The following is a 24,223-nucleotide window of genomic DNA, read 5'->3' as shown; positions in this document are numbered from 1 at the left end:
TTTTTCAGGAGGGGTTTGAATCCCCAACTGAGGTAAAACATAAAAGCCTCTGCCTCCTTCAATGTCGAGTGGGCGTCTCGTCTAGTAACAAAAATCGGGCTTCCACTTACCGCCTTCCCCACTAATTCTTAATCCCGGTCGCAGCAATACCTTGAAGAAATTGACGCTGACCGATGAGGAATAATACCATCACTGGAACTGTCGCTATTGTCACTGCCGCCATCATCAATGGCCAATTATTCGTAAATTGCTCCTGAAACTCAGCCAATGCTAGTTGCACCGTCCTTAATTCTGGTCTTGTCGTAAATACCAGAGGCTTAAACAAATCATTCCACTCACCGATGAAGGTGAACAAAAACAGCGTCACCAAGGCTGGACGGGCTAAAGGTAACATCACCCGCCACAAAATTTGCAGTCGGTTCGCCCCATCTATAGCTGCGGCTTCCTCTAATTCCACGGGAATTGTCTGGAAATACTGACGTAATAAGAAAATCCCAAATCCGCTAACCGCAGTGGGTAAAATCAGCGCCCAGTATGTATTTATCAGGTGTCCCCACTTCAATACCAAAAAGATGGGAATTACCAATAACTGAAAGGGAATCACTAAGGTTGCTAAAACGACTAATAGCAGTGCTTGGCGTCCCCGAAACTGCAATCGTGCTAGGGCGTAACCAGCTAAAGCAGAAGTGACAATCTGAAACGCCGTCACAGCGATCGCTACCAAGGTAGAATTAGCAAACGCCAGCAAAAATTTTCCTTGTTGCCACGCAACGCGGTAATTTGCTAAAGACCAGTTATTTTTGAACAAATTTTCTGGGCTGGCGGATGTTGGTGCAAAGGAGGTGAGAAAGACCACAAACAGCGGTAGTAGAACAATAAATGCCCCTAGCAGCAAGATTACTAGACTCAAAAAATCACCAGATTTCACATTCAGGTTTGGTTTAGACATAACTTGAGCCGCAAAGCATTTATTTCGCTAGTACTAGAGCATTGCCCCCAGCAACCATTAATCTATAAACATAGTCTACTTGTTAAGTTAAATTAAACCACAGAGATTGTTACCCTCAGTTCATAGGGTAAATTCCAATCCTGGTGTCAAATAATTCAGGTTTACAGGAGTAAACATAACCATGCAGCAGCTTGCAGACCAATTTAAAGAATTAGATTTCAAGAGCGAAACATACAAAGATGCTTATAGCCGGATCAATGCGATCGTGATTGAAGGGGAACAAGAAGCCCATGAAAATTACATCACATTAGCCGAACTGCTGCCAGAATCTCATGATGAATTGATTCGCCTCTCCAAGATGGAAAGCCGCCACAAGAAAGGATTTGAAGCTTGTGGACGCAATTTGAATGTTACCCCAGATTTGCAATTTGCCAAGGAATTTTTCTCTGGACTACACCAGAATTTCCAAGCAGCAGCGGCGGAAGGGAAGGTCGTCACTTGTCTGTTGATTCAGTCTTTGATTATCGAATGTTTTGCGATCGCAGCATATAACATTTACATCCCCGTCGCCGACGCTTTTGCCCGCAAAATCACGGAAGGAGTAGTAAAAGAAGAATATAGCCATCTCAACTTTGGAGAAGTATGGTTGAAAGAGCATTTCACAGAATCCAAAGCTGAACTTGAACTTGCAAATCGCCAGAACTTACCCATCGTCTGGAAAATGCTCAATAAAGTAGAGGGTGATGCCCACACAATGGCAATGGAGAAAGATGCTTTAGTAGAAGACTTTATGATTCAATACGGTGAAGCATTGAGTAACATCGGTTTTACGACTCGCGATATCATGCGCTTGTCAGCCTACGGACTTATCGCCGCTTAAATAGAGTGCTGAGTAGAGACGCGATTAATCGCGTCTGTACAAGAGTGCTGAGTGCTGAGTAGTTCAAATTTATCAGAACTTCAGAACTCAGGACTTAGGACTCAGGACTGCTGAAACACTTAACATAGTTCCACATATTCCACGCCTCAAGACAGCATAAGGCTAATAATCACTACATGTTTGGTCTAATTGGACATCTGACTAGTTTAGAACACGCTCAAGCGGTAGCTCAAGAATTGGGATACCCAGAATATGCCGATCAAGGGCTAGACTTTTGGTGCAGCGCCCCACCGCAAATTGTCGATACCATTATTGTCACCAGTATAACTGGGCAACAAATTGAAGGACGCTATGTAGAATCTTGCTTTTTGCCGGAGATGCTGGCTAGTAGGCGCATCAAAGCCGCAACGCGCAAAGTACTCAATGCGATGGCTCATGCACAAAAGCATGGCATTAACATTACAGCTTTAGGCGGATTTTCCTCAATTATTTTTGAAAACTTTAAGTTAGAACAGTTTAGCCAAGTCCGCAACATTAAACTAGAGTTTGAGCGCTTCACCACAGGAAACACACATACTGCCTACATTATTTGTAAGCAGGTGGAAGAAGCCTCAAAACAACTGGGAATCGATCTGTCAAAAGCCACTGTTGCTGTATGTGGGGCAACTGGGGATATTGGTAGTGCAGTTACCCGCTGGCTAGATGCGAAAACAGATGTCAAAGAACTTTTGTTGATTGCCCGCGATCAAGAACGCCTCAAAGAACTGCAAGGCGAACTGGGGCGAGGAAAAATCATGGGTTTGACAGAAGCACTGCCTGAAGCTGACGTTGTAGTTTGGGTTGCTAGTATGCCCAGAGGCGTGGAAATTGACCCAACCACTTTGAAACAACCCTGTTTATTGATTGATGGCGGCTATCCGAAAAACTTAGCAACCAAAGTTCAGCATCCTGGTGTATTTGTGTTAAATGGTGGGATTGTCGAGCATTCCCTGGATATTGACTGGAAAATTATGAAAATCGTCAATATGGACGTGCCAGCCCGCCAGCTGTTTGCTTGTTTTGCCGAATCAATGCTGTTGGAATTTGAGAAGTTATACACGAACTTTTCGTGGGGACGGAATCAGATTACCGTAGACAAAATGGAGCAGATTGGTAAGGTATCAGTGAAACATGGATTTAGACCGTTGCTGGTTTAACTGTAAGAGTTAGGAGTTAAAAGTTAGGAGTTAAGAGTTAGGAGTTAAAAGTTAGGAGTTAAGAACTTTTATCAGTACACTCCTTCTAATACCTAACTCCTCACTCCTAACTCCTCACTCCTAACTCCTCACTCCTAACTCCTCACTCCTAACTCCTCACTCCTCACTCTGAAAAACTTATAACTCGTACTTATAACCCCTACGATGGCAACTACCGAGCGTAAACCGCTACTGTTAGATTTTGAAAAGCCCCTAGCAGAACTCGCAACCCGAATCGATCAAATTCGGCAACTTGCAGAAGAAAATGGCGTCGATGTTTCTGGTCAAATTCGTCAACTAGAAGCACGCGCCATGCAACTACGTGAGGAAATTTTCACTAGTCTATCCCCGTCCCAGCGATTGCAAGTCGCTCGTCATCCGCGTCGCCCTAGTACTCTCGATTACATTCAGGCAATTAGTGATGAATGGATGGAATTGCATGGCGATCGCTGTGGTGGTGACGATCCGGCTTTAGTTGGTGGTGTTGGTCGTCTGAGTGGGCAACCTGTGGTGATGTTGGGTCATCAAAAAGGGCGCGATACTAAAGACAATATTGCCCGCAACTTTGGAATGCCTTACCCTGGCGGCTACCGTAAAGCCATGCGGTTGATGGAACACGCCAACAAGTTTAGTATGCCCATACTAACCTTTATCGACACACCAGGAGCTTGGTCTGGGGTAGAAGCAGAACACCAAGGTCAAGGAGAAGCGATCGCTTACAACTTACGGGAAATGTTTTGCTTAGATGTGCCCATTATCTGCACAGTTATCGGTGAAGGTGGTTCCGGTGGCGCACTCGGTATTGGTGTAGGCGATCGCCTACTCATGTTTGAACACTCCGTTTATACCGTCGCCACTCCCGAAGCCTGCGCTGCAATTTTGTGGAAAGATGCTGGTAAAGCTCCTCAAGCCGCTGTGGCGCTAAAAATTATTTCCCATGACCTAAAAAAGTTGGGAATTATCGACCAAATACTGCCTGAACCTACTGGTGGCGCTCATTCCGACCCCTTAAAAGCCGCTACCACTCTCAAGCAAGTACTGATGGAAAATTTAGACGAACTCAATCGTTTAACCGCTCCAGAACGCCGTCAACTGCGCTATGAAAAATTCCGCAAAATTGGTGTTTTTACAGAAGTTGCCCACTAACGGCACTGCATAATGATTTATTAGTAAAGCAGCAATGCTATAATTGCCTATGTGCTTAAAGATTTTTAACAATCTAGCCATAGGCATTTGCATATTTGGCAAATCTACTCAATTTGATTGAGTGGGTTTTGTATTATGTAAATAATCTAATTTGAATGTACAGGCGTGGTTTTCCAGGCAACAATTTGTTGTCTTCACTGCTAAAACCCACAATATGGGGACTGTTGTGCTGAATCATAGCATCTGCTTAATGAAAATCATCAGATTTTTAGATTCCTTTAATCTATCCAAACCAAGAAGTGTGAATAATGGGGTGGTAATAGGTTTTGGGAACTGCCAAAAAATTGGGAGACACCATGAGTGTTGAGCAAAAACGACGCGCCCTGATTACTGGGGCAAGTAGTGGAATTGGGAAAGCAACGACTTTAGCCTTTGCGAAAGCGGGAATAGATGTCGCCTTAGTCAGCCGTTCTTTGGATAAGTTGGAGGCGGTAAGAGAAGCCGTAGAGCATACTGGGGTCGAAGCGAAAGCTTACGCTGTAGATTTAGCGCGGATCTCCGAAGTCAAAGACAAGATCCAAGCGATCGCTCTTGACTTTGGTGATATAGACATTCTGGTAAACAATGCTGGCATAGCTTATACAGCTACTTTGAGTGAAACTCCCCTAGAGGGCTGGCAGCAGGTAATTAACTTGAATCTCACCAGCGTGTTTCAGTGCATTCTGGGGATTTTACCTTCAATGCGCGATCGGGGCACAGGCACAATTATCAACGTCGCCTCAATTGCTGCCAAGCAACCCTTTCCTGGTTGGGGAGCATACAGCGTCAGCAAGGCTGGTTTGATAGCCCTCTCTCAAACCCTGGCACAAGAAGAACGCACTCACGGCATTCGTGTCACAGCTATCTGTCCCGGCGCAGTCAATACCGAACTTTGGGATACAGAAACAGTCCATGTCAACTTAGACCGTTCCAAAATGTTAACCCCGGAAATTGTAGCTCAGTCAATTCTCTACACAGTTCTGTTACCACAACAGGCAGTTATTGATGAATTGATCCTAATGCCCAGCGCTGGCGCACTCTAATTGCGAAGTTAGAAGTTAGGAGTTAGGAGTTAGGAATTATAATTTTTAACTCATAACTCATAACTCATAACTCATAACTAAATTCAAACCATAACCAAGACTGAATCATGACTATTGCTAGTTCCAACGGTTCCAATTGCTCTCAATCACCCCTGATTCCCGACTTGGCAGAAGCCATAACTCCTAGACCCGATCGCAATACTCATAACGGGCGAAAAGCGGATGTGTTCCCGCCAAAAGAGGAACAACTTGAGGAAATGAAGGATGCCGTGCGAGCAATAATATTGGGAGTTGGGGAAGATCCTGAACGCGAAGGACTCCTGAAAACACCCAAACGAGTAGCTGAGGCAATGCGGTTTCTTACCAGTGGCTACAACCAATCCCTTGAAGAACTCGTTAACGATGCCATCTTTGATGAAGGGCATAGCGAGATGGTACTAGTTAGAGACATTAACTTCTTTAGTTTGTGCGAACACCACATGCTGCCATTTATGGGTAGAGCGCACGTTGCTTATATTCCCAACCAAAAAGTTGTCGGATTGAGTAAGCTGGCCCGGATTGTTGAGATGTATTCCCGGCGCTTACAAGTACAAGAGAGACTAACTCGCCAAATTGCCGAAGCAATCCAGACAATTCTGGAACCTCAAGGCGTTGCTGTAGTGATGGAAGCTAGCCACATGTGCATGGTAATGCGTGGCGTTCAGAAACCAGGTTCTTGGACTGTCACTAGCGCAATGGTTGGTGTGTTTCAAGATGAGCACAAAACCCGCGAAGAATTTTTTAACTTGATTCGCCATCAACCAGCATTCTTTTGAGTGCTGAGTGCTGAGTGCTGAGTGCTGAGTGCTGAGTGCTGAGTGCTGAGTTAGGAGTTAGGAGTTAGGAGTTAGGAGTTAGGAGTTAGGAGTTAGGAGTTAGGAGTTAATTCACAACTGATGACTCCTAACTTCTAAGTAACTCAATGTTCTTGAGACTGTGAAATAAAAGTGCTACTTTATCTAAATCCTTATCTCCTGGTGTACGTTCCACACCACTAGATAAATCAACGCCGCTAGGATTAAGCTGATTTAGGGCTTCCACAATATTATCCGCTGTTAATCCTCCTGCTAAAAACCAAGGACAACTAGGGCTAAATTGTTCTAGTATCGTCCAATCTAAAGTTTTGCCTGTACCACCCAGTTGTTGCGGATGGTAGGCGTCAAGTAGCAAAGTATCTACAAATTTGGTGTAATCAACCGTTGTGTCAAGATGCTCAAGACTACCAATTCTCAGTGCTTTGATAATTTCGACATTGGGTAAAGCTTGACGTAATTGGTAGCAAAAATTTGGTGATTCATCTCCGTGTAACTGCACACCAGTCAATCCAGAATCAGCAACTATCTGACTGATTTCAGGGATACTAGCGTTGGCAAAAACCCCAATTGTGTCAATATTTGCTGGGAGTTCTGCCACTGCTGCCCGAATTTGGGATGTAGTCACGTAACGAGGTGAGTTTGGCACACAAATAAATCCTAGTGCCGTTGCGCCTAGAGAGGCGATCGCTATAGACTGCTGTGGTTGAGTAATGCCGCAAATCTTAACGCGCATGAATATTTAACAAATTTAAACTAACCATCAGAAAAGTCTAAACTATCTAAAAAATTTTTGGGCCTTGTAATTTTATAATCTTGTAGGTCTACGTTAACTTTTCTATTCAGGAGACAAAAGCTTGATTTCCTCTATTTTACTAGCAGTAGCGGCATCTGTTCCCGCAACACCAGTGTGGAATCCTACAGTAGGAATTATCATCAGCATCAGTAGCTTAGTAGTTGTTTTGCTAAGTACTAAGATCGAAAAACCCCTAGTTGGCCCCAAGTTCCCTATCCTACCAATTAGTATTCCCACATTCGCTGCTGCTATGGCTTTTGGCCATATTATTGGCATTGGCATCGTTTTAGGATTGACTAACATCGGTCGTCTATAGTTTTGTGATGACAGAGGTGTTACTTGTAACCCCGCTATCAAAGCAAAACTCCTAAAAATGATTTTGGGCAGGGAGAGTAGGGAGCAGAGGAGCAGGGGAGCAGGGGAGCAGAGGAGAAGAGTGAGTCTTTCCCTTCTGCCCCTCTGTCCCTCTGCCTCCGCTTCCCTGCCTCTTATGCCTCATGCCCAATTCCCAATTCCAGAGTTTTGCTCACAGGCATTAATTGTCTATTCTAGAAATAAGGGCATTTCGTCAGTTATTACTACCGAATTGATGCTCAATATAAATGTGTATACGAATATGCATAGTATCTCGGTATAAAAAGTACTGGCGATATCTAGTTTTAGGGCAGTGTAATGCAAACAAATTGGAGAATTGGGTCATTATTTGGAATTCCCCTGTTTTTAGACCCGTTATGGTTTGTGATTTTAGGGTTGGCAACCCTGAATTTTGGAGTAGCTTATCAGGAATGGGGGTCTGTTATAGCTTGGAGTGCTGGAATAGTTATGGCACTGCTGCTATTTGGTTCGGTGTTGTTACATGAGTTGGGTCATAGCTTGGTAGCCCGATCGCAAGGCATTAGAGTTAATTCAATTACCCTATTTATGTTTGGCGGGATTGCTGCCATTGAAGAAGAATCTAAAACTCCTTTCAAAGCCTTTCAAGTAGCGATCGCTGGCCCTTTGGTAAGTATCATATTATTTGTCCTGCTCCGTCTGGCAGCTTTTGTAATACCTGATACAAATCCCCTCAGTGTCATGGTTGGAGATTTAGCGAGAATTAACTTAGTTGTGGCTCTATTTAACCTGATTCCTGGCTTACCTCTAGATGGGGGGCAAGTGTTAAAAGCAGCACTATGGCAAATCACAGGTAATCGTTTTCAAGCCGTACACTGGGCTGCAAGGGCTGGGCAAATATTGGGTTATGGTGCGATAGCTTTAGGATTTGTTGTAGATTTCGTCACCAGGGAGTTAGTAGTTGGTTTGTGGATTGCGCTGTTGGGTTGGTTTGCTGTCCGCAACGCTAACACCTATGACAATATGACTACATTGCAAGAAAGCTTACTCAAAGTGGTAGCGGCCGATGCAATGACTCGTGATTTTCGCGTAATTGATGCTGACCAGACATTGCGTTCCTTTGCCGATTTATACCTCTTAGAAACCACTCCCTCGCAAGTTTATTTTGCTGCTTCTGATGGACGTTACCGGGGTCTAGTTTCCATTGACGATTTCCGTTTAACCCAAAGAGGTCAATGGGAAACCGAAACCTTACACAGCATAGTGCGTCCACTGACAGAAATACCTACTGTTGCAGAGTCAACATCGATCGCTGAGGTAATTAACAAGCTAGAAAATGAGCAGTTACCGAGAATTACCGTGCTGTCTCCTGCTGGCGCTGTAGCTGGTGTAATTGACCGGGGGGATATTGTGCGATCGCTAGCACAAAAGTTAAATTTGCAGATAACCGATGCTGAAATTAAACGCATCAAGGAAGAAGGTAGCTATCCATCTGGGTTGCAACTGGGAGTAATCGCGAAATCAACTACAAATTAAACGTCACACCCTCGTCATAGGTTTGCAATAAGCACGTCAAAAGCGTGTGTGATATTGAATTTGGTATTTGGTTACAAAATGCTTTTTTTGGGTAAAAGGTAGGTTCTCCTACCTTTTTTATTTTTAAAAGTATGGCATCACTGAATAGATGGGCATTGGGCATTGGTATTGAAACCCAACCAAATCTTACTCATCCTTTCTTTCCTAGTCCCCAATCCCTAATCCCCAATCCCAATCCCCAAAAATTAAATTAAAACTTCCAGTTTAAAGTGAGTAAAATGTAGGAATGTGATATACTACACCTCTCACTTACCCTGGTTTTATGGCACTGCCAATTGTTGCAATTATCGGACGCCCAAATGTGGGCAAATCCACCCTGGTTAATCGACTCGCCGGGGAACAAACGGCGATTGTCCATGATGAACCGGGAGTGACACGCGATCGCACTTATCTTCCAGCTTTCTGGAATGGTCGCGAATTTTTAGTGGTAGACACTGGTGGTTTAGTTTTTAATGATGATACCGAATTTTTACCGTTGATTCGCCAACAGGCAATGACAGCCCTTGCAGAAGCTTGTGGCGCTATTTTTGTTGTCGATGGTCAAACAGGCCCCACCTCGGCAGATTTAGAAATCGCTGAATGGATGCGCCAACAACGCGTACCTGTGCTATTAGCTGTAAATAAATGTGAATCCCCAGAACAAGGCTTAATGCAAGCTGCCGAATTTTGGGAATTGGGGTTGGGCGAACCTTACCCCATCTCCGCGATTCATGGCAGTGGCACAGGAGAGTTACTCGACGAGTTAGTTAATCACATCCCTGCTATTGAAGACATTCCAGACACGAATGAAATCAAAGTAGCAATTGTGGGACGCCCGAATGTGGGCAAATCGAGCTTACTCAATTCTTTTGTTGGGGAAGAAAGGGCAATTGTCAGCCCCATTTCTGGCACTACCCGCGATGCTATTGATACCGTCATTGAACGGGAAGGACAAACCTACCGCTTGATTGACACTGCCGGCATCCGCAAAAAGAAACACATCGAATACGGCACAGAATTCTTTAGTATTAACCGGGCTTTTAAAGCGATTCGTCGCGCTGACGTGGTTTTATTAGTAATAGACGCTGTAGATGGAGTCACCGAGCAAGACCAAAAATTAGCTGGGCGGATTATCGAAGAAGGTCGAGCCTGCATCATCGTCGTAAATAAGTGGGATGCTGTCGAAAAAGACTCTTACACAATCTACGACTATGAAAAAACTCTGCAATCACGGTTACATTTTACCGAATGGGCAGAAACAATTTTTGTGAGCGCCTTGTCAGGACAACGGGTAGAAAAGATTCTCGAATTGGTGAAAACGGCGGCTGAATCACACAAACGTCGTGTCAGCACATCAGTAATTAACGAAGTTTTAACAGATGCTGTTAGCTGGCATTCACCGCCAGCATCCCGTGGTGGGCGTCAGGGCAAGATTTATTATGGTACACAAGTAAGTAGCCAACCACCAACGATCGCACTATTTGTCAACGACTCGAAACGCTTCAACGACAACTACCGCCGCTACATTGAACGCCAATTTCGTCAACAGCTAGGATTTAAAGGCACGCCAATTATTTTACTGTGGCGGAGCAAGAAAGTCCGTGATGCCGAAAGTGGTAATGTTAATAGAGCAACTCGCGTCAAAATAAGTTAGGAATAGAGACGCGATGAATCGCGTCTGTACAAGAGTTATGAGTTAAAGTCAAAATTGCTAACTATAGAACCCTATCGACTTGAGTTTGATAGCGGCAGAAGGTGAAAGTTATGAGTTAAAGTCAAAACTCCTAACTTCTCACTGCTAACTCCTAACTCTATAACTCTAAAATGGATTTATTGCGATCGCTGCCACTTGGACTTTATTTAGAACAACCCCAAACTTGGCTACATAAAATCGATCCGCGAGTCAAGTTCGCCTGGTTGATGAGCTTTTTAACAAGCTATGTTTTAGCCAACAACTTTTGGCGGGTGCTGCTGGTGGTAGTATTGATTCTTGCTACCTTGATTGCCAGAATTCCTCGACGTGTATGGCAGCAGCAAATGGGTTGGTTATTAATGCTATCCTTTTTTGTGCTAGCGATCGCAGCCATCAGTCCTGATGGACTGGGTGTAGATTATCAGTCACGTCTGCCAGCTAACGAACAAATATTAACCCAGCCAGCAAATTCTAATAATATTCAAGAGCCACCAGCCGAGAAAAAAGCATACAGCTACGTGCTATTTCACAAAGGCCCGGTTAAAGTAACTCGCTACTCCTTGAGTTTGGCAGTACGCTTGAGTACACTCATCTTTACCGTCATTTACAGTACCAACCTCTATCTGCTGACAACCGCACCAGAAGAAATCACATCTGGCATAGAAAGCCTAATGCAACCCTTGCGACGCTTCAAGTTGCCCGTCACAGAAATTGCTTTAACTTTAACTTTATCCTTGCGCTTCATTCCCCTGGTTTTAGAAGAAGTGCAAAACTTATTTCGCTCCGTAATGACAAGGGCAATTAATTGGAAAAAGCTGGGATTAAAAGGAGCATTCAAGGTTTGGATGACAGTCGCAGAGAGACTTTTGGAAAATCTGCTCTTAAGAGCAGATCAAATGGCGAATGCCATGATGGTACGGGGTTTTACCAGTCCCAATGAGCATCGAGTGCAGTGGCACGATTTACGATTAAAAGGGCGTGACTGGCTGGCGATCGCAACTTTAATCTTATTCTGGGGAATACGACTAGCTATAGGAACTCAGGCGTAATTTTGCACCGATAAAATGGTAAGAGTGTTCCAAAAAATAAATGATCCAAAACCCGTCATTGCGTACTCCTTTGGAGAACCCGAAGGGTACGAAGCGAAGCAATCGCAATGACAATTGGGCATTTTTTTACTTGGAGTATTCTAAGAGGTAATACAGCAGAATTCAGGAGTCAGAATGGGCCCCGTGCGCTAACAGGAGTCAGAAGTAAAACAAAACATTAAATCGCCGTCTCTACCAAAGACTGATTATTGTAGAGACGGCGATTCATCGCGTCTCTTGCCTTAATCGAACAGTATTGAGCTATAGGTAACAATATGATAAGGTAAATTGAACAGCTACCCAGCCATAAAATTGATCCCCTATCATTTCCTGTAGATTTTAGCTATTAAACAGCCTTACTTGAACACTACAAACTAATCTCAATATTTTTGATCGATTACCCTTATGAATCTCTGCACAATGCCCAAGCACAAATTTCACCACTGAAAATACTGGATAATCAATAGACTTTTTGCATAAATAATATTTTTATTTCCAGTACCCAGTACCCAGTCCCCAGTCCCCAATCCCCAATCCCCAATCCCCAATCCCAATTTTGTGCCATTCAGCGACAGTTGTGGCAGTATGGAAAGAAGTTGAAAAATTCGTCGTTGCCGTTGGGAACTTCAAAGGGTGTTTTTCCTTCCCACGTCGAACTTTCAACCAGAGGATCGGGAATATTTTGTGCCTTGTCCCTACAGATTGATAAATTGAAGTCACCAAAGCAGATGGTGATATTTGTCGAACAGCCTCTACTCTTTGAATCTACGCTTCGCGGCTTCTGTTGTACCATTGCGCTTCACTACCACTAGCTTCATCTGCCGATTAGGAACTAGATCGAGGTCTTCGTAACCGCAGCTTCGCATTTTAACCAAATATTCTGACGAATGTTGGTATTATCGTCTGAATGTTTGGAATTCACTGCGAAAAGATATATATACTTCCACCTTGACTACACCTTGACTCTTAAATGAATCCAGAAAACGCAGAAACTTACATAAACCATCCAACTTGGGGTTTACTCTACAAAATCTGTATGGTTGATGAAAACCAGGATTTGTTCACCACCCTTTATGCCCAGCGCTTATTTTTTTTGGTGGCAAATGACGTTAAAGGTGTGAAATTCCAGTCTCTAGGACGTACTGAGGCGAGAATGATGTTGGAAAATCGCTTACGTACCCTGCGGCGCAGTGGGCATTCTCAGGAGTACGATCAGCTTCAGAGTGTTTTCCAGCGCACCTTCCAATGAACAGTTCGATTTCCGAACGTATTCTTTCCATTCGCTCCTCACTACCAACATCAGTCAAATTGATTGCTGTTAGCAAGCAAGCTTCTGCCGAGGCTATTCGGTCTGCATACAACGCCGGAATTCGTGATTTCGGGGAAAGTCGTATCCAAGAAGCTGCCAGCAAACAAGCCGAGTTGCAAGACTTACCGGATATTACCTGGCACTTTATTGGACATTTACAAGGCAATAAAGCCAAAAAAGCCATCGAGCAATTCCCTTGGATTCACTCCGTTGATAATTTGAAGCTGGCACAGCGCTTAGACCAATTGGCGCAACAGCTAGGAGTGAGTCCCCAGGTTTGCCTGCAAGTGAAAATTCTCCCCGACCCCAACAAGTCTGGTTGGAGTGTGCCAGAACTTTTGGCTGATTTACCCACACTAAATCAATACAAAAGTTTACAAATTCAAGGTTTGATGACAATTCCGCCTTCAGGATTAAATGATTCCGAAATTCTTAGTGTGTTTAATCGCAATCGTGAGCTAGCCAAAGAAATCCAGGAGGAAAACTGGTCGCATATTAAAATGCAGCACCTATCTATGGGTATGTCAAGCGACTACGAACTGGCAGTGCAAGCAGGCGCAACGATGGTACGATTAGGAACAATCTTGTTTGGCGATCGCTATTAGCCGATTAATCATCAGCCTTACAGGGCAGTATTAATAGAAGCTAAGGATTTGTTGACAAGAATTTTGTCACAGACTGGTGCAATCCGAAACAAAGGATATAGTATTGACAAGAGCAATCGCCAAGGGAAAATGGGGTATAAAGAAGTTTCCTTCGGATAAACCTTAGGATATAATTTTGACTCATTATTATGTTTAGGCGATGCACAGACCTTTCCAATAAGTGTCAGTTCATCGCCAAAACCCGTAGTATGAGCTACAAATAGCAATACACTTGCTGAAGTATCCACCGATGTAGCGGTCGCTCCTATCTCAACTAATCCTCAGCCAAGTCAATACAGGCTATTCGCACCAGGAGAGTACACACACAATGAACAACATTTTTTCCAAACTCAGAGACTTTGTGGGTCTAAATGAGCAAGTGGAATACGAGTATTACGAAGAAGAACCAGAAACAGATAATAATAATAATTATCAAAATCTGTATCAGCAAGAAAATCCCCAGCCAGCACCACAAGAGAGTCCAGCTGCTCAAAATCGACGCTGGCGGGAACCAGTGCCTACAATGGGAGATGATATGACAGCAGGTTCAAAGCCAATGGGGAATGTGATTGGTATGCCAGGAGCAATTAACGGAATTTCGGAAGTTTTAGTACTCGAACCACGCACCTTTGAAGAAATGCCCCAGGCAATTCAAGCGTTGCGCGAACGCAAGTCAGTGGTATTAAATCTGACAATCATGGACCCCGATCAAGCTCAACGAGCAGTAGATTTTGTTGCAGGTGGTACTTACGCACTAGATGGACATCAAGAGCGCATCGGTGAGAGCATCTTTTTGTTTACACCAAGTTGTGTCCAAGTTAGCACTCAAGGTGGCGTTCTTCATGAAGTACCACAACCACCAGCACGTCAATCTCGCCCGACTACAGGTACTCCAAATCAAACTTGGGGCAACGAAACTAACCGGATGGCACAATAAAGTTAAATTAGTAGTTAGTCCTTTGTCCTTTGTCATTTGTCCTGGGTTTTGCTCATGGTGACAAATGACAAACGACTAATGACCAATGACTAATGACCAATGACTAATGACTATAAAATTTGGCTTAATTGGTGGTGGGGTAATGGGAGAAGCGCTCTTATCCCGCCTTATCGCGCGTGAAATTTATCAATCATCAGAAGTCATAGTTAGCGAACCGCTACCTTCACGCTTAGATTTTTTAAAGCAGCAATACGGTGTTGCTGTGACTACAGATAATAGCCAGGTTTTCACGGAAGCAAAAGAAGTTCTCTTTTTGGCAGTGAAGCCACAGGTATTTAGTGCGATCGCTCAAGAATTAGCAGATATTGATATTCTTAATAGAGAACATTCACCTCTCATCATTTCTATTTTGGCGGGTGTGCCCTTAAGTCAGCTAGAAGCTGCATTTGTGCAATTGCCAGTGATTAGAGCAATGCCCAACACCCCGGCAACGGTGGGAGCAGGAGTTACCGCAATTTGTTTAGGTGCATATACCAATGCCTTGCATCACCAAATAGCACAGCAAGTTTTTTCTGCTGTGGGTGAAGTCGTGGAAGTTTCAGAAGGGCTGATGGATGCAGTCACAGGGCTATCTGGTAGCGGCCCCGCTTACGTGGCGTTGTTAGTAGAAGCACTTGCAGATGGCGGAGTCGCCGCAGGTTTACCTAGAGCAATTGCCAATCAACTAGCCTTGCAAACCGTACTGGGAACAGCGAAACTGTTACATGAAACCAAAATGCACCCAGCAGAACTCAAAGATCGCGTTACCAGTCCTGGAGGTACAACCATTGCCGGGATTGCCAAGCTAGAACAGGCAGGATTTCGTTCCGCTTTAATTGAAGCAGTCAAAGCTGCCACAGAGCGATCGCAAGAGCTGGGAAAATAAAGTTATGAGTTATGAGTTATGAGTTTTAACTCCTCACTCCTAACTCCTAACTCCTAACTCTTAACCTAACGAAGTTGACAAAAGACTCGTTAGTATAGTAAACAATCTGGTTGCAAATGTGATTGAGTGAATTATCCTGCACCGTCTCCAGAACTTGACTTAGGGTCTATATTTCCCTTTGATCTGGATCAGTTTCAAAAAGAAGCGATCGCGTCCCTGAACGCTGGACGCTCCGTTGTTGTGTGTGCCCCTACAGGTTCGGGCAAAACATTAGTCGGGGAATACGCCATTTATCGCGCCCTAGCGCGAGGAAAACGCGTGTTTTATACTACTCCCCTGAAAGCGCTGTCGAATCAAAAATTACGTGACTTTCGAGAAAAATTCGGGTTCGATCGAGTCGGGCTATTAACTGGAGATGCTTCCATCCACAGGGATGCGCCGATTTTAGTAATGACCACAGAAATTTTCCGAAATATGCTCTATGGCACACCCATTGGGCAAATCGGCATCTCATTAGTAGACGTGGAAGCGGTAATACTTGATGAATGCCACTACATGAACGATCGCCAGCGCGGTACTGTTTGGGAAGAATCAATCATCTATTGTCCCCGTGAAGTGCAACTGGCAGCCCTCTCAGCAACGGTTGCCAATAGCGATCAACTCACTGATTGGCTAAATCGCGTTCACGGCCCAACAGACCTGATTTACTCCGATTTTCGCCCAGTCCCCTTAGAATTTCACTTTTGCAATCCTAAAGGTTTATTCCCCCTGCTGAATGATAGCAAAACCAAAATTAACCCCAGACTTCAGAAGAAAAAGGGGAAAGGGGGAGAAAGGGATAGAGGGAGAAATGGTAGACCTGAAGCTCCGGGTATAATTTATACCTTGAGCCAGTTAGAACAACGGGATATGCTCCCAGCAATTTACTTTATCTTCAGCCGCCGGGGATGTGATAAAGCAGTGGCGGAAGTGGGAGATTTATGGCTGGTAAATAGTGAAGAGTCCCAAATTTTACGCGAACAGATTGATGACTTTTTAGCCCGTAATCCCGAAGCTGGGCGTTCTGGACAAATTGCCCCCCTGTATCGGGGAATTGCTGCCCACCACGCTGGGATTTTACCTGCTTGGAAAGCACTGGTAGAAGAACTATTTCAGCAAGGGTTGATTAAAGTAGTATTCGCCACTGAGACACTAGCAGCGGGGATTAATATGCCCGCCCGAACAACGGTAATTTCTACCCTTTCCAAGCGTACTGACACCGGACACCGCCTGTTGAACGCTTCCGAATTCTTGCAAATGGCGGGACGAGCCGGCCGCCGGGGGATGGATAAACAAGGTCATGTGGTGACAGTCCAAACTCCTTTTGAAGGAGCCAAAGAAGCTGCGTATTTGGGAACATCCAAGCCAGACCCCCTTGTAAGCCAGTTTACACCCAGTTATGGTATGGTACTCAATTTGCTGCAAACACACACCCTAGATCAAACCAGGGAACTGATAGAGCGCAGTTTTGGGCAGTACATGGCCACCTTGCATTTAAGACCGGAATATGATGAAATTGCCGAATTACAAACCCAATTAGCTCAACTACATGAGCAAATCGCCGCAGTTGATGAAAATGAACTGGCTGTTTATGAAAAATTGCGGCAACGCCTGAAAGTGGAACGCCAGATATTGAAAACCTTGCAAGAGCAAGCGCAGGAAGATAGACAAGAAGAATTGGGGATGATGTTGGGATTTGCAGTGTCAGGAACTCTGTTGAGTCTCAAAGGTAAAAACATCACAGTGTCTACACCCGTAACCGCAGTGTTAGTGGGCAAATCGCCTGGTTCTGGTCAAGCTCCTTACTTGGTATGCTTGGGACACGATAACCGTTGGTATGTGGCAACCACAGGGGATGTAGTGGATTTATATGCCGAACTGCCGCGAATTGAAGTGCCACCTGATATCCTGCCACCGCCAGAGATGCCATTGAAACCAGGACAGTCGCGCCGGGGTAATCAAGAAACCTTTGCGATCGCTGCCCATATTCCCAATCCGGTAGAATCATTGCATCTGGCACCAGAAGTAGCAGAACAACTCAGTCGCACTACCGCCGTCCAAGAGCAATTAGAAGCTCATCCCCTACATCAATCAGGCAATGCTGCCACGCTTTTCAAGCGCCGCGCCCGCTATGTTGAACTAGAAGCCGAACTTGAACAGTTGCAAGAGCAAGTAGAGCAACAGTCACAACGTCATTGGGAAGAGTTTGTGAATTTAATCTCAATTCTGCAACACTTTGGCGCTTTGGATAACTTAGTCCCCACAGTATTAGGGCGAATCGCTGCCGCCATTCGAGGCGAGAATGAATTGTGGCTGGGTTTAGTATTCGCTAGTGGTGAATTGGACAACTTAGATCCGCAGCATTTAGCAGCAGCTGCAGCAGCTTTGGTGATGGAAACGCCCCGTCCAGATAGCAAGGTTTACTTTAAGCTTAGTAATGAAGTGACAGAAGCCTTGAAAAAATTGCAGGGAATTCGCCGCCAAATGTTCCAACTACAACGGCGTTATAACGTAGCTTTGCCTATATGGTTGGAACAGGGAACAGAGAAAAAGGAACAGGAACCAGAGAACAAGTTAATTGCGATCGTGGAACAATGGGCGCTGGGAGTGGAGTGGACAGAACTCTGCGAGAACACCACCTTAGACGAAGGCGATGTGGTGAGAATTTTACGACGGACATTAGATTTATTATCGCAGATCCCCCATGTTCCCCATTTGCCAGACTCTTTCCAGCGTAATGCTCATCGAGCGATGCAGTTGATTGATAGATTCCCCGTGAATGAGGTGGTTGAATAGTCTTTTTCTCTCAGTACTTACACAAAAAAAGTTACACAAAAAAAGACACTGTAGGGGCAATCCATGAATTGCCCTTACAAATCGTCCCAACAATCAATTTACATTTGGCCAAATAATAGTAGTGGTACGTAGTTAAAAATGCTTTTTTGGTTTTGTATATCTTTTATACGTGATTAATCACGTGTATCTAACAAAAGTTATAGTCGCTATCAGCGCTATTCAATCTTAGTACACCAAGTTTCCAGTACCCTGCAACTGACGCAAAGAATTTATACATAATGGACAGTCGCAGCCAAATACTCTAATTGCAGCGTCGCTTTCCTCTTCAGTAAAGTTCAACATGGCAACATTCTTATCTGATACTGATGTGACAATAGTTGAGGAACTTGTAGAGGTATACGGGCGTTTTCTCTCCGAATCTCGAATGCACACAAAATCTTGTCCACCATGTGGGTTAGTGATACAGGTACGACCGTCTTGTGTGTGCAGTAATCTCTGTGTAATGCTACCACTAGCATGGGCAGGATGAAATGCCACCAGCGTAGACATCATCGACACAAAAATTGAGGAAGTGGAAAGCAAATTCAGAAGAATTTTTTTGTTCATAGATTTCCTTGAGAAAATTGTCTACTAGATTAGGGTATGCGATTAACTTTCAAACTTCAAGTGAATTTTCCCTGAGAATAGCTAGATAGACACTTGTTATCCAAGAAAGTTCCATCTCTTCACCAGTTGGATCGTAAATTATCTACTATATGATAATTCAACAATCAAACAGGCTTGTATATCTGGCTTTTAGACGTAACGTTATGTAATTCAGCAAATTTAAATCCGTTGTATATTCCTACGATGGTGATTATTTGCTTGATGCAAGTATAAGAGCTTAATTAAATTAGAGCTAGTAATCTGCGCCTTTCCCCCTTGGAATTTTTAAATTCTTATACAGAGCGATAAATCGCTCACTACGAACAAAAGTTATATTTTACATAATTCTATACAATTGAAAGCCGCTATAGCTATCTTTTGATTCAAAATCTTAATTTTAATCAAAAGATAGTTGATGTATTTAGCAATAAATTCGAGATAGATTCTAATACTTACTGTTCGGTTAAGACAAGAGAGGCGATAAATTGCCGTCTCTACAATAATCAGTCTCTCATCTTGACGGCGATTTATCGCCTCTTTAGGGATCTAGAATTTTCATCAAAAACCTTAACCAAACAGATTGAGATAGATTCTCGTTCTTAAAATATCAACTTGTAAAAACTTCTTTTTTTTATTACATTTAAAAAAAGGCTCATATCTCAACTAATTTACTAGCCTACATAGAAAAAATGAAGCAGAAAGTACATTCGGAATCTTCAGATTGTTGCAGCGGTGAACATCACCATCACGAGAATCATAACCATGTTCATAATCACAATCATGATGAGAATCATAACCATGACCACAATCACGAACACGGTGGAGAATTCAATCTCAAAAATGAGATATTGCCTTTGGTAGCAATTTTAAGTTTATATGCGCCTGGTGTAATTTTTGAAAATCAATTACACAATACATTCTACTCAATAGGTGAATATCTGCTTTTCATTCCTGCTTATTTATTAAGTGGATGGAGTGTTTTAAAAACTGCTGGACGCAATATAGTTAGAGGTAGAATATTTGATGAAACGTTTTTAATGACTGTAGCGACATTAGGGGCGATCGCAATTCATAAGTTACCCGAAGCTGTCGGAGTCATGTTATTTTATAAAATTGGAGAATTGTTCCAAGATATTGCCGTCAGCCGTTCTCGTAATTCCATCAAAGCATTATTGGAAGTCCGTCCAGACTATGCCAACATCCAAATAGAAGGAGAACTCAAAAAAGTATCACCAGAAACAGTGAATATTGGGGATATTATCATTGTTAAACCTGGAGAAAAAATTCCCTTAGATGGTGAAATTATAGATGGTAGCTCGCAAGTTGATACATCTGCATTAACTGGAGAATCTGTACCGCGAACGGTGAGGATGGGAGAAACAGTTCTGGCTGGAACGATCAATAAAATAGGTGTTCTCAGCATTAGAGTAACAAAACTCTTTGATGAATCTTCCATTGCCAAAATTTTAGACTTGGTGCAAAATGCCAAAACTAAAAAAGCAGAAACAGAAAAATTTATTACTAAATTTGCCCGATATTATACACCGATTGTCGTTTTTACATCTTTAGCAGTTGCAATATTACCTCCTTTATTCATTTCTGGTGCAACTTCTTCCGAATGGGTTTATCGTGCCCTAATTTTACTCGTTATCTCCTGTCCGTGTGGACTCGTTATCAGTATTCCCTTAGGTTACTTTGGAGGTGTGGGAGGTGCAGCTAAACGTGGTATTTTGGTTAAAGGCTCTACTTTTTTAGATACTTTAAATGCAGTTAATACAGTTGTTTTTGATAAAACTGGAACATTAACTAAAGGGGTATTCAAAGTAGCAAAAATAGTACCAGAAAATGGCTTCGACGAACAAGAATTATTGCAATTAGCTGCCAAAGTAGAATCGCACTCAAATCATCCCATCGCTCAATCTATCCGTAAGGCTTATGGTGGAAAAATAGATGAATTTGAGATCGGAGATTATGAAGAAATAGCAGGCTATGGAATTAGAGCCAAGGTTGAAAATAGGGTAGTAATAGCGGGAAGCGATCGCCTACTCCACAGAGAGAAGATTGCTCATAATAATTGCCAGTTAGAGGGAACAGTTATTCATATAGCAGTGGATAATATTTACGCTGGATATATTGTTATTGCTGATGAAGTGAAAGAAGATGCAAGACTTGCTATTCAAGCACTCAAGCGCATGGGTGTAGAGAGAACAGTAATGTTGACAGGAGATAATCAAGCGATCGCTTCCCGGATTGCTCAACAGCTTGGCATAGATACCTTTGAAGCAGAGTTATTACCTGAAGAAAAAGTTAATGCCATTGAGAAGTTACTCAGCACCGCTGGCAAGCATGGTAAAGTTGCCTTTGTTGGGGATGGCATTAATGATGCGCCAGTGATTGCTAGAGCAGATGTTGGCATAGCAATGGGTGGATTAGGCTCAGATGCGGCGATCGAAACTGCCGATATTGTCATCATGACAGATGCACCATCAAAGGTGGCAGAAGCAATACAAATCGCCAGAAAAACTCGCAAAATTGTTTGGCAAAATATTGGGTTTGCTTTAGCAATTAAAGCTTTATTTATTGGATTGGGTATTTTTGGGATAGCGACAATGTGGGAAGCTGTCTTTGCTGATGTCGGAGTAGCAATGCTGGCAATTTTAAACGCAACTAGAGCGATGAAATAAAGTTATTGGGAAATCGGGAATCTTTAATTGGTAATTTGTAGTAGTTAAACTATGACTACTTCTCACTCATATTCTACTAACCAAAATAGAACCCATGAATTCATCAATTAAAGTTATTGCTACAGGTACTTTAGCGATGATAACGACCCAAGTGAATCTGCACAGCTTGCCATTCGGTTTGGCAAAGATACCAACATCTTAGCTGTCGTGGGACATAATTCTAGTAATGCTTCTCTCTCAGCAGCCCCAGTCTATGAAAAAGATGGGTTAGTGATGATATCTCCCACCAGTTATGCCCAAAACCTTGACAGTGTTGGCAATTATATCTTCCGCACTGCTCCTAGTGTTAAATCCATAGCAGATAGCGTCTCTAATTACGCCATTAAAATAGCGGGTAAAACTAATTTTCTTATCTGTGTTGATTACCAAGGGATAGATAATCAGTCGTTTAACGATGAGTTTGTTAAAGCGATAAAAGCTGCTGGCGGTCAGATTAATTCTACAGAGTGCGATATTTCTGCCCGTGGCTTTAACCCTAGTGTTGTCATTTCTCAAGCTGTACGTAGCGGTGCTAATGCCTTAGTGTTAGGTCTTTATATAGACAACATAAAGCAAGGTCTAGTGGTGGCAGAATCTAATCAAGGGCAGTTGACTGTATTTGGTAGTCCTACACTTTTCACTAACGAAACCTTAAAGGAGGGCAGAGGTATCAACGGACTGATAATCTCTGCACCTTGGTATCCCGCAGCATTTCCTAATAACATCTTTCCGCAAAAAGCCCAAAAACTTTGGGGTGCAACTGTGAATTGGCGAACAGCTACGGCTTATGATGCAACCTTGGCGATCATCGCAGGTTTACAACGAACCAACAGACGCGATGAATTACAAAATGTGTTGCATAGTCCGGGTTTTTCAGTCGATGGTGCAACGGGAAAGATTCAGTTTTTACCATCAGGCGATCGCATAAATAATTCCATCGTCTTAGTCAAAGTTCAACAAATACCTGGCACTGATAAATATGAGTTTGTGCCGATTCAACCTTAAGCGCAACGCAAACGATATAATGCTTTCACAGATTGCTTGTTGAAAGCCTTACAAGGGAAAGCAGCGGTGAATAAGATAAGGATGGCAGCGATAGTGAAATATCTACTGAAAGCGATCGCACTTCCCCACAAGTTATAGAGTATAAAAGGCGATGTCTAACGACAAGCTAGGAGCTACGCATTCCTCACCCACCGTATGACAAACCAAACTTTTACCAACGGTTATGCATTACTGATTGGCGTAGGTGCTGATTTACCAGTCACAGTCAAAGATGCAACGGCTATACGCAATATACTGATTGATAGCGATCGCCATACCTCACCATCCACCAATACAAATCACCCCATGAAGCTTTGAAGTTTCGCTTCATCAAATGCAAGGCCGCGACGCGCAAAATATTTATCAATGTTTATTTGCACAAATAAATCTTTGAGTTCTTCAGCAATCTCAGCCGGCGGATTTCCTGATAAAGCGATCGCAATTAAACGCTCTGCTGTGTGAATTTCACCACATTCAACTGCGAGAGTTGCCGCACTACGATGTAACACTGAACGGGTTGGTTCTGCTTCGAGATTATCTGCGATTAATTCTGCCGCTAATCGTTCTTTTTCAAATGCTTGGCTGGATAATTGCGAAGCTGAAATCAAGTCACCTCTAAGTTTGGCAACCTGTGCCATCTCTGCCAAATCCATTGCCTGTTGATGTAACTCTTGAATTTGACTCATTTTTTCACGATGAATGCTAAAGGGTTACTGAACTCCACAACCACGATATATGCTGGGAGTGTACCATCTGTAGGACTTACCTGCTCAAGTTTCTGTTTAACTCTAGCTTTGACGCGGCTGTTGTCGCCCTTACGTATGCCTGAAACTTCCAACCGAACTGCATTTTGAAATGGTAGTTCATTGTTCTCACTTTTTTTGCCCAACCAGTAATCAAATCCTGTTCCTCTGCGAGAACGTTCAATAACTGTATAGTCTGTGAGTTCTTGTATCACTAAAAAAGCAATTCCATAGGCCGCTTGTTCTGTAGTATATTCACTGTCGTTCCAACAGCGCATCATTTGGTCAGTGACTTCTTGCCAATATAGTTGAAAAACAGCCGTAAAGTCTCCTTTGACTTTGAGTTCTACACCCTGAATATAATCTTGGTCGGTTAAGCAGACAGCACAAGCTTCTGCTAATGCTGCACCAAATGCTGGAGTGATAGTGGGTAATCCTTGCTCAAGTTTGGTAATTACCAATTCCTTCGAGTTTGAATTCATCGAATAGCCCTCTTGTACCCCATTAGATTGTGGAGCAGTGAAAAGCGATCGCCTAATTATTGAAACTAGCATATCAGTGAGCTAAAGTGTGTCACCAAACAGCGCGTCTAGACATTGCACTTCTCCACAAGTTATAGAGTATAAAAGGCGATGTCTAACGACAAGCTAGGAGCTACGCATTTATCACCCACCCTATGACAAACCAAACTTTTACCCAGCAATTCTCATTTTGAAATAAATAGAGTATTAACCCCCATTTTGAAATTCCCAAAGTAGTATAAAAGAACTAGTTTTTCAGGGAGAGGCGA

General features: G+C 43.2%; 22 protein-coding genes. 17 read left to right on the top strand and 5 right to left on the bottom strand.

Annotated elements, in window-relative coordinates:
• Positions 1–121 precede the first annotated feature (121 nt).
• Entirely contained in the window at positions 122–949 is an 828-nt protein-coding gene (locus tag V7K61_RS00110; RefSeq protein WP_335049815.1) for a carbohydrate ABC transporter permease, read from the bottom strand.
• A 181-nt stretch (positions 950–1,130) separates the two neighbouring features.
• Between V7K61_RS00110 and V7K61_RS00105 the strand changes: the two genes are divergently transcribed.
• The 5 genes from V7K61_RS00105 (at position 1,131) to folE (ending at position 6,107) form a co-directional block, all read left to right on the top strand.
• On the top strand, positions 1,131–1,829 hold the full coding sequence (locus tag V7K61_RS00105; RefSeq protein ID WP_335049813.1) for an aldehyde oxygenase (deformylating): 699 nt from the start codon (positions 1,131–1,133) through the stop codon (positions 1,827–1,829).
• Between the two features lie 176 nt (positions 1,830–2,005).
• On the top strand, positions 2,006–3,025 hold the full coding sequence (locus tag V7K61_RS00100; RefSeq protein WP_335049811.1) for a long-chain acyl-[acyl-carrier-protein] reductase: 1,020 nt from the start codon (positions 2,006–2,008) through the stop codon (positions 3,023–3,025).
• A gap of 204 nt (positions 3,026–3,229) precedes the next feature.
• On the top strand, positions 3,230–4,210 hold the full coding sequence (locus V7K61_RS00095; protein WP_094349744.1) for an acetyl-CoA carboxylase carboxyltransferase subunit alpha: 981 nt from the start codon (positions 3,230–3,232) through the stop codon (positions 4,208–4,210).
• Positions 4,211–4,566: 356 nt separating this feature from the next.
• Complete coding sequence (locus V7K61_RS00090) at positions 4,567–5,292, top strand: SDR family oxidoreductase (RefSeq protein ID WP_335049809.1); 726 nt, start codon at positions 4,567–4,569, stop codon at positions 5,290–5,292.
• 107 nt (positions 5,293–5,399) lie between these two features.
• On the top strand, positions 5,400–6,107 hold the full coding sequence (gene folE, locus V7K61_RS00085; RefSeq protein WP_335049807.1) for a GTP cyclohydrolase I FolE: 708 nt from the start codon (positions 5,400–5,402) through the stop codon (positions 6,105–6,107).
• Positions 6,108–6,234: 127 nt separating this feature from the next.
• Here the strand turns inward: folE and V7K61_RS00080 are convergent, their stop codons facing one another.
• The gene (locus tag V7K61_RS00080) at positions 6,235–6,879 is read right to left on the bottom strand and encodes a phosphoribosylanthranilate isomerase (RefSeq protein WP_335049805.1); all 645 of its coding nucleotides are present in this window, start codon (positions 6,877–6,879) and stop codon (positions 6,235–6,237) included.
• Between the two features lie 121 nt (positions 6,880–7,000).
• Here V7K61_RS00080 and psaK point away from each other — a divergent pair, with 121 nt between their 5' ends.
• From psaK to V7K61_RS00035, 9 genes are all read left to right on the top strand, one after another.
• A complete protein-coding gene (gene psaK / locus V7K61_RS00075) occupies positions 7,001–7,255 on the top strand; it encodes a photosystem I reaction center subunit PsaK (RefSeq protein ID WP_335049803.1) in 255 nt (84 codons plus the stop codon).
• A 356-nt stretch (positions 7,256–7,611) separates the two neighbouring features.
• The gene (locus tag V7K61_RS00070; RefSeq protein WP_335049801.1) at positions 7,612–8,808 is read left to right on the top strand and encodes a site-2 protease family protein; all 1,197 of its coding nucleotides are present in this window, start codon (positions 7,612–7,614) and stop codon (positions 8,806–8,808) included.
• Positions 8,809–9,130: 322 nt separating this feature from the next.
• Positions 9,131–10,501 (top strand): ribosome biogenesis GTPase Der, encoded by a 1,371-nt coding sequence (gene der, locus V7K61_RS00065; RefSeq protein WP_335049798.1) that lies wholly within the window; start codon positions 9,131–9,133, stop codon positions 10,499–10,501.
• A 170-nt stretch (positions 10,502–10,671) separates the two neighbouring features.
• The gene (locus V7K61_RS00060) at positions 10,672–11,589 is read left to right on the top strand and encodes an energy-coupling factor transporter transmembrane component T family protein (protein ID WP_335049796.1); all 918 of its coding nucleotides are present in this window, start codon (positions 10,672–10,674) and stop codon (positions 11,587–11,589) included.
• A gap of 1,009 nt (positions 11,590–12,598) precedes the next feature.
• On the top strand, positions 12,599–12,877 hold the full coding sequence (gene pipX, locus V7K61_RS00055) for a transcriptional coactivator PipX (protein ID WP_069068710.1): 279 nt from the start codon (positions 12,599–12,601) through the stop codon (positions 12,875–12,877).
• Positions 12,874–13,542: a YggS family pyridoxal phosphate-dependent enzyme gene (locus tag V7K61_RS00050; RefSeq protein WP_335049794.1), complete on the top strand. Its 669-nt coding sequence runs from the start codon at positions 12,874–12,876 to the stop codon at positions 13,540–13,542. The genes pipX and V7K61_RS00050 overlap by 4 nt, the downstream gene beginning before the upstream one ends.
• 367 nt (positions 13,543–13,909) lie before the next feature.
• Complete coding sequence (locus tag V7K61_RS00045; protein WP_335049792.1) at positions 13,910–14,518, top strand: cell division protein SepF; 609 nt, start codon at positions 13,910–13,912, stop codon at positions 14,516–14,518.
• 106 nt (positions 14,519–14,624) lie between these two features.
• A complete protein-coding gene (proC, locus tag V7K61_RS00040) occupies positions 14,625–15,443 on the top strand; it encodes a pyrroline-5-carboxylate reductase (RefSeq protein ID WP_335049790.1) in 819 nt (272 codons plus the stop codon).
• A gap of 126 nt (positions 15,444–15,569) precedes the next feature.
• Positions 15,570–18,278 carry a DEAD/DEAH box helicase gene (locus V7K61_RS00035; RefSeq protein ID WP_335049788.1) on the top strand — a complete coding sequence of 903 codons (2,709 nt, stop codon included), beginning with the start codon at positions 15,570–15,572 and terminating at the stop codon, positions 18,276–18,278.
• A 225-nt stretch (positions 18,279–18,503) separates the two neighbouring features.
• On the opposite strand, the gene V7K61_RS00030 is transcribed toward V7K61_RS00035, so the two are convergent.
• The gene (locus V7K61_RS00030; protein ID WP_335049786.1) at positions 18,504–18,884 is read right to left on the bottom strand and encodes a hypothetical protein; all 381 of its coding nucleotides are present in this window, start codon (positions 18,882–18,884) and stop codon (positions 18,504–18,506) included.
• 728 nt (positions 18,885–19,612) lie between these two features.
• Here V7K61_RS00030 and V7K61_RS00025 point away from each other — a divergent pair.
• From V7K61_RS00025 to V7K61_RS00015, 3 genes are all read left to right on the top strand, one after another.
• Complete coding sequence (locus V7K61_RS00025) at positions 19,613–21,607, top strand: heavy metal translocating P-type ATPase (protein ID WP_335049784.1); 1,995 nt, start codon at positions 19,613–19,615, stop codon at positions 21,605–21,607.
• A 171-nt stretch (positions 21,608–21,778) separates the two neighbouring features.
• On the top strand, positions 21,779–22,651 hold the full coding sequence (locus V7K61_RS00020; protein WP_335049885.1) for an ABC transporter substrate-binding protein: 873 nt from the start codon (positions 21,779–21,781) through the stop codon (positions 22,649–22,651).
• Between the two features lie 195 nt (positions 22,652–22,846).
• Complete coding sequence (locus V7K61_RS00015; RefSeq protein WP_335049782.1) at positions 22,847–23,008, top strand: hypothetical protein; 162 nt, start codon at positions 22,847–22,849, stop codon at positions 23,006–23,008.
• Here V7K61_RS00015 and V7K61_RS00010 read toward each other — a convergent pair.
• The gene (locus V7K61_RS00010) at positions 22,990–23,376 is read right to left on the bottom strand and encodes a hypothetical protein (protein ID WP_335049780.1); all 387 of its coding nucleotides are present in this window, start codon (positions 23,374–23,376) and stop codon (positions 22,990–22,992) included. The genes V7K61_RS00015 and V7K61_RS00010 overlap by 19 nt on opposite strands.
• The gene (locus V7K61_RS00005) at positions 23,373–23,987 is read right to left on the bottom strand and encodes a hypothetical protein (RefSeq protein WP_335049778.1); all 615 of its coding nucleotides are present in this window, start codon (positions 23,985–23,987) and stop codon (positions 23,373–23,375) included. Before V7K61_RS00005 ends, V7K61_RS00010 begins: the two co-directional genes overlap by 4 nt.
• Positions 23,988–24,223: the final 236 nt, after the last annotated feature.

The organism is Nostoc sp., assembly GCF_036918015.1.
GTDB lineage: Bacteria > Cyanobacteriota > Cyanobacteriia > Cyanobacteriales > Nostocaceae > Nostoc.
Note: the sequence above shows the minus strand (reverse complement) of the source record. Positions and strands in the feature narration are given on the sequence as shown.

What these genes read in the sequence shown, in the direction of transcription:
- V7K61_RS00090 (WP_335049809.1), top strand. Translation starts at nt 4,567, where the DNA reads ATGAGTGTTGAGCAAAAACGACGCGCCCTGATTACTGGGGCAAGTAGT.
- pipX (WP_069068710.1), top strand. Translation starts at nt 12,599, where the DNA reads ATGAATCCAGAAAACGCAGAAACTTACATAAACCATCCAACTTGGGGT.
- V7K61_RS00025 (WP_335049784.1), top strand. Translation starts at nt 19,613, where the DNA reads ATGAAGCAGAAAGTACATTCGGAATCTTCAGATTGTTGCAGCGGTGAA.
- V7K61_RS00070 (WP_335049801.1), top strand. Translation starts at nt 7,612, where the DNA reads ATGCAAACAAATTGGAGAATTGGGTCATTATTTGGAATTCCCCTGTTT.
- der (WP_335049798.1), top strand. Translation starts at nt 9,131, where the DNA reads ATGGCACTGCCAATTGTTGCAATTATCGGACGCCCAAATGTGGGCAAA.
- V7K61_RS00010 (WP_335049780.1), bottom strand. Translation starts at nt 23,376, where the DNA reads ATGAGTCAAATTCAAGAGTTACATCAACAGGCAATGGATTTGGCAGAG.
- V7K61_RS00110 (WP_335049815.1), bottom strand. Translation starts at nt 949, where the DNA reads ATGTCTAAACCAAACCTGAATGTGAAATCTGGTGATTTTTTGAGTCTA.
- V7K61_RS00050 (WP_335049794.1), top strand. Translation starts at nt 12,874, where the DNA reads ATGAACAGTTCGATTTCCGAACGTATTCTTTCCATTCGCTCCTCACTA.
- V7K61_RS00030 (WP_335049786.1), bottom strand. Translation starts at nt 18,884, where the DNA reads ATGAACAAAAAAATTCTTCTGAATTTGCTTTCCACTTCCTCAATTTTT.
- V7K61_RS00005 (WP_335049778.1), bottom strand. Translation starts at nt 23,987, where the DNA reads ATGCTAGTTTCAATAATTAGGCGATCGCTTTTCACTGCTCCACAATCT.
- V7K61_RS00095 (WP_094349744.1), top strand. Translation starts at nt 3,230, where the DNA reads ATGGCAACTACCGAGCGTAAACCGCTACTGTTAGATTTTGAAAAGCCC.
- V7K61_RS00105 (WP_335049813.1), top strand. Translation starts at nt 1,131, where the DNA reads ATGCAGCAGCTTGCAGACCAATTTAAAGAATTAGATTTCAAGAGCGAA.
- V7K61_RS00100 (WP_335049811.1), top strand. Translation starts at nt 2,006, where the DNA reads ATGTTTGGTCTAATTGGACATCTGACTAGTTTAGAACACGCTCAAGCG.
- V7K61_RS00045 (WP_335049792.1), top strand. Translation starts at nt 13,910, where the DNA reads ATGAACAACATTTTTTCCAAACTCAGAGACTTTGTGGGTCTAAATGAG.
- proC (WP_335049790.1), top strand. Translation starts at nt 14,625, where the DNA reads ATGACTATAAAATTTGGCTTAATTGGTGGTGGGGTAATGGGAGAAGCG.
- V7K61_RS00080 (WP_335049805.1), bottom strand. Translation starts at nt 6,879, where the DNA reads ATGCGCGTTAAGATTTGCGGCATTACTCAACCACAGCAGTCTATAGCG.
- folE (WP_335049807.1), top strand. Translation starts at nt 5,400, where the DNA reads ATGACTATTGCTAGTTCCAACGGTTCCAATTGCTCTCAATCACCCCTG.
- V7K61_RS00060 (WP_335049796.1), top strand. Translation starts at nt 10,672, where the DNA reads ATGGATTTATTGCGATCGCTGCCACTTGGACTTTATTTAGAACAACCC.
- V7K61_RS00015 (WP_335049782.1), top strand. Translation starts at nt 22,847, where the DNA reads ATGACAAACCAAACTTTTACCAACGGTTATGCATTACTGATTGGCGTA.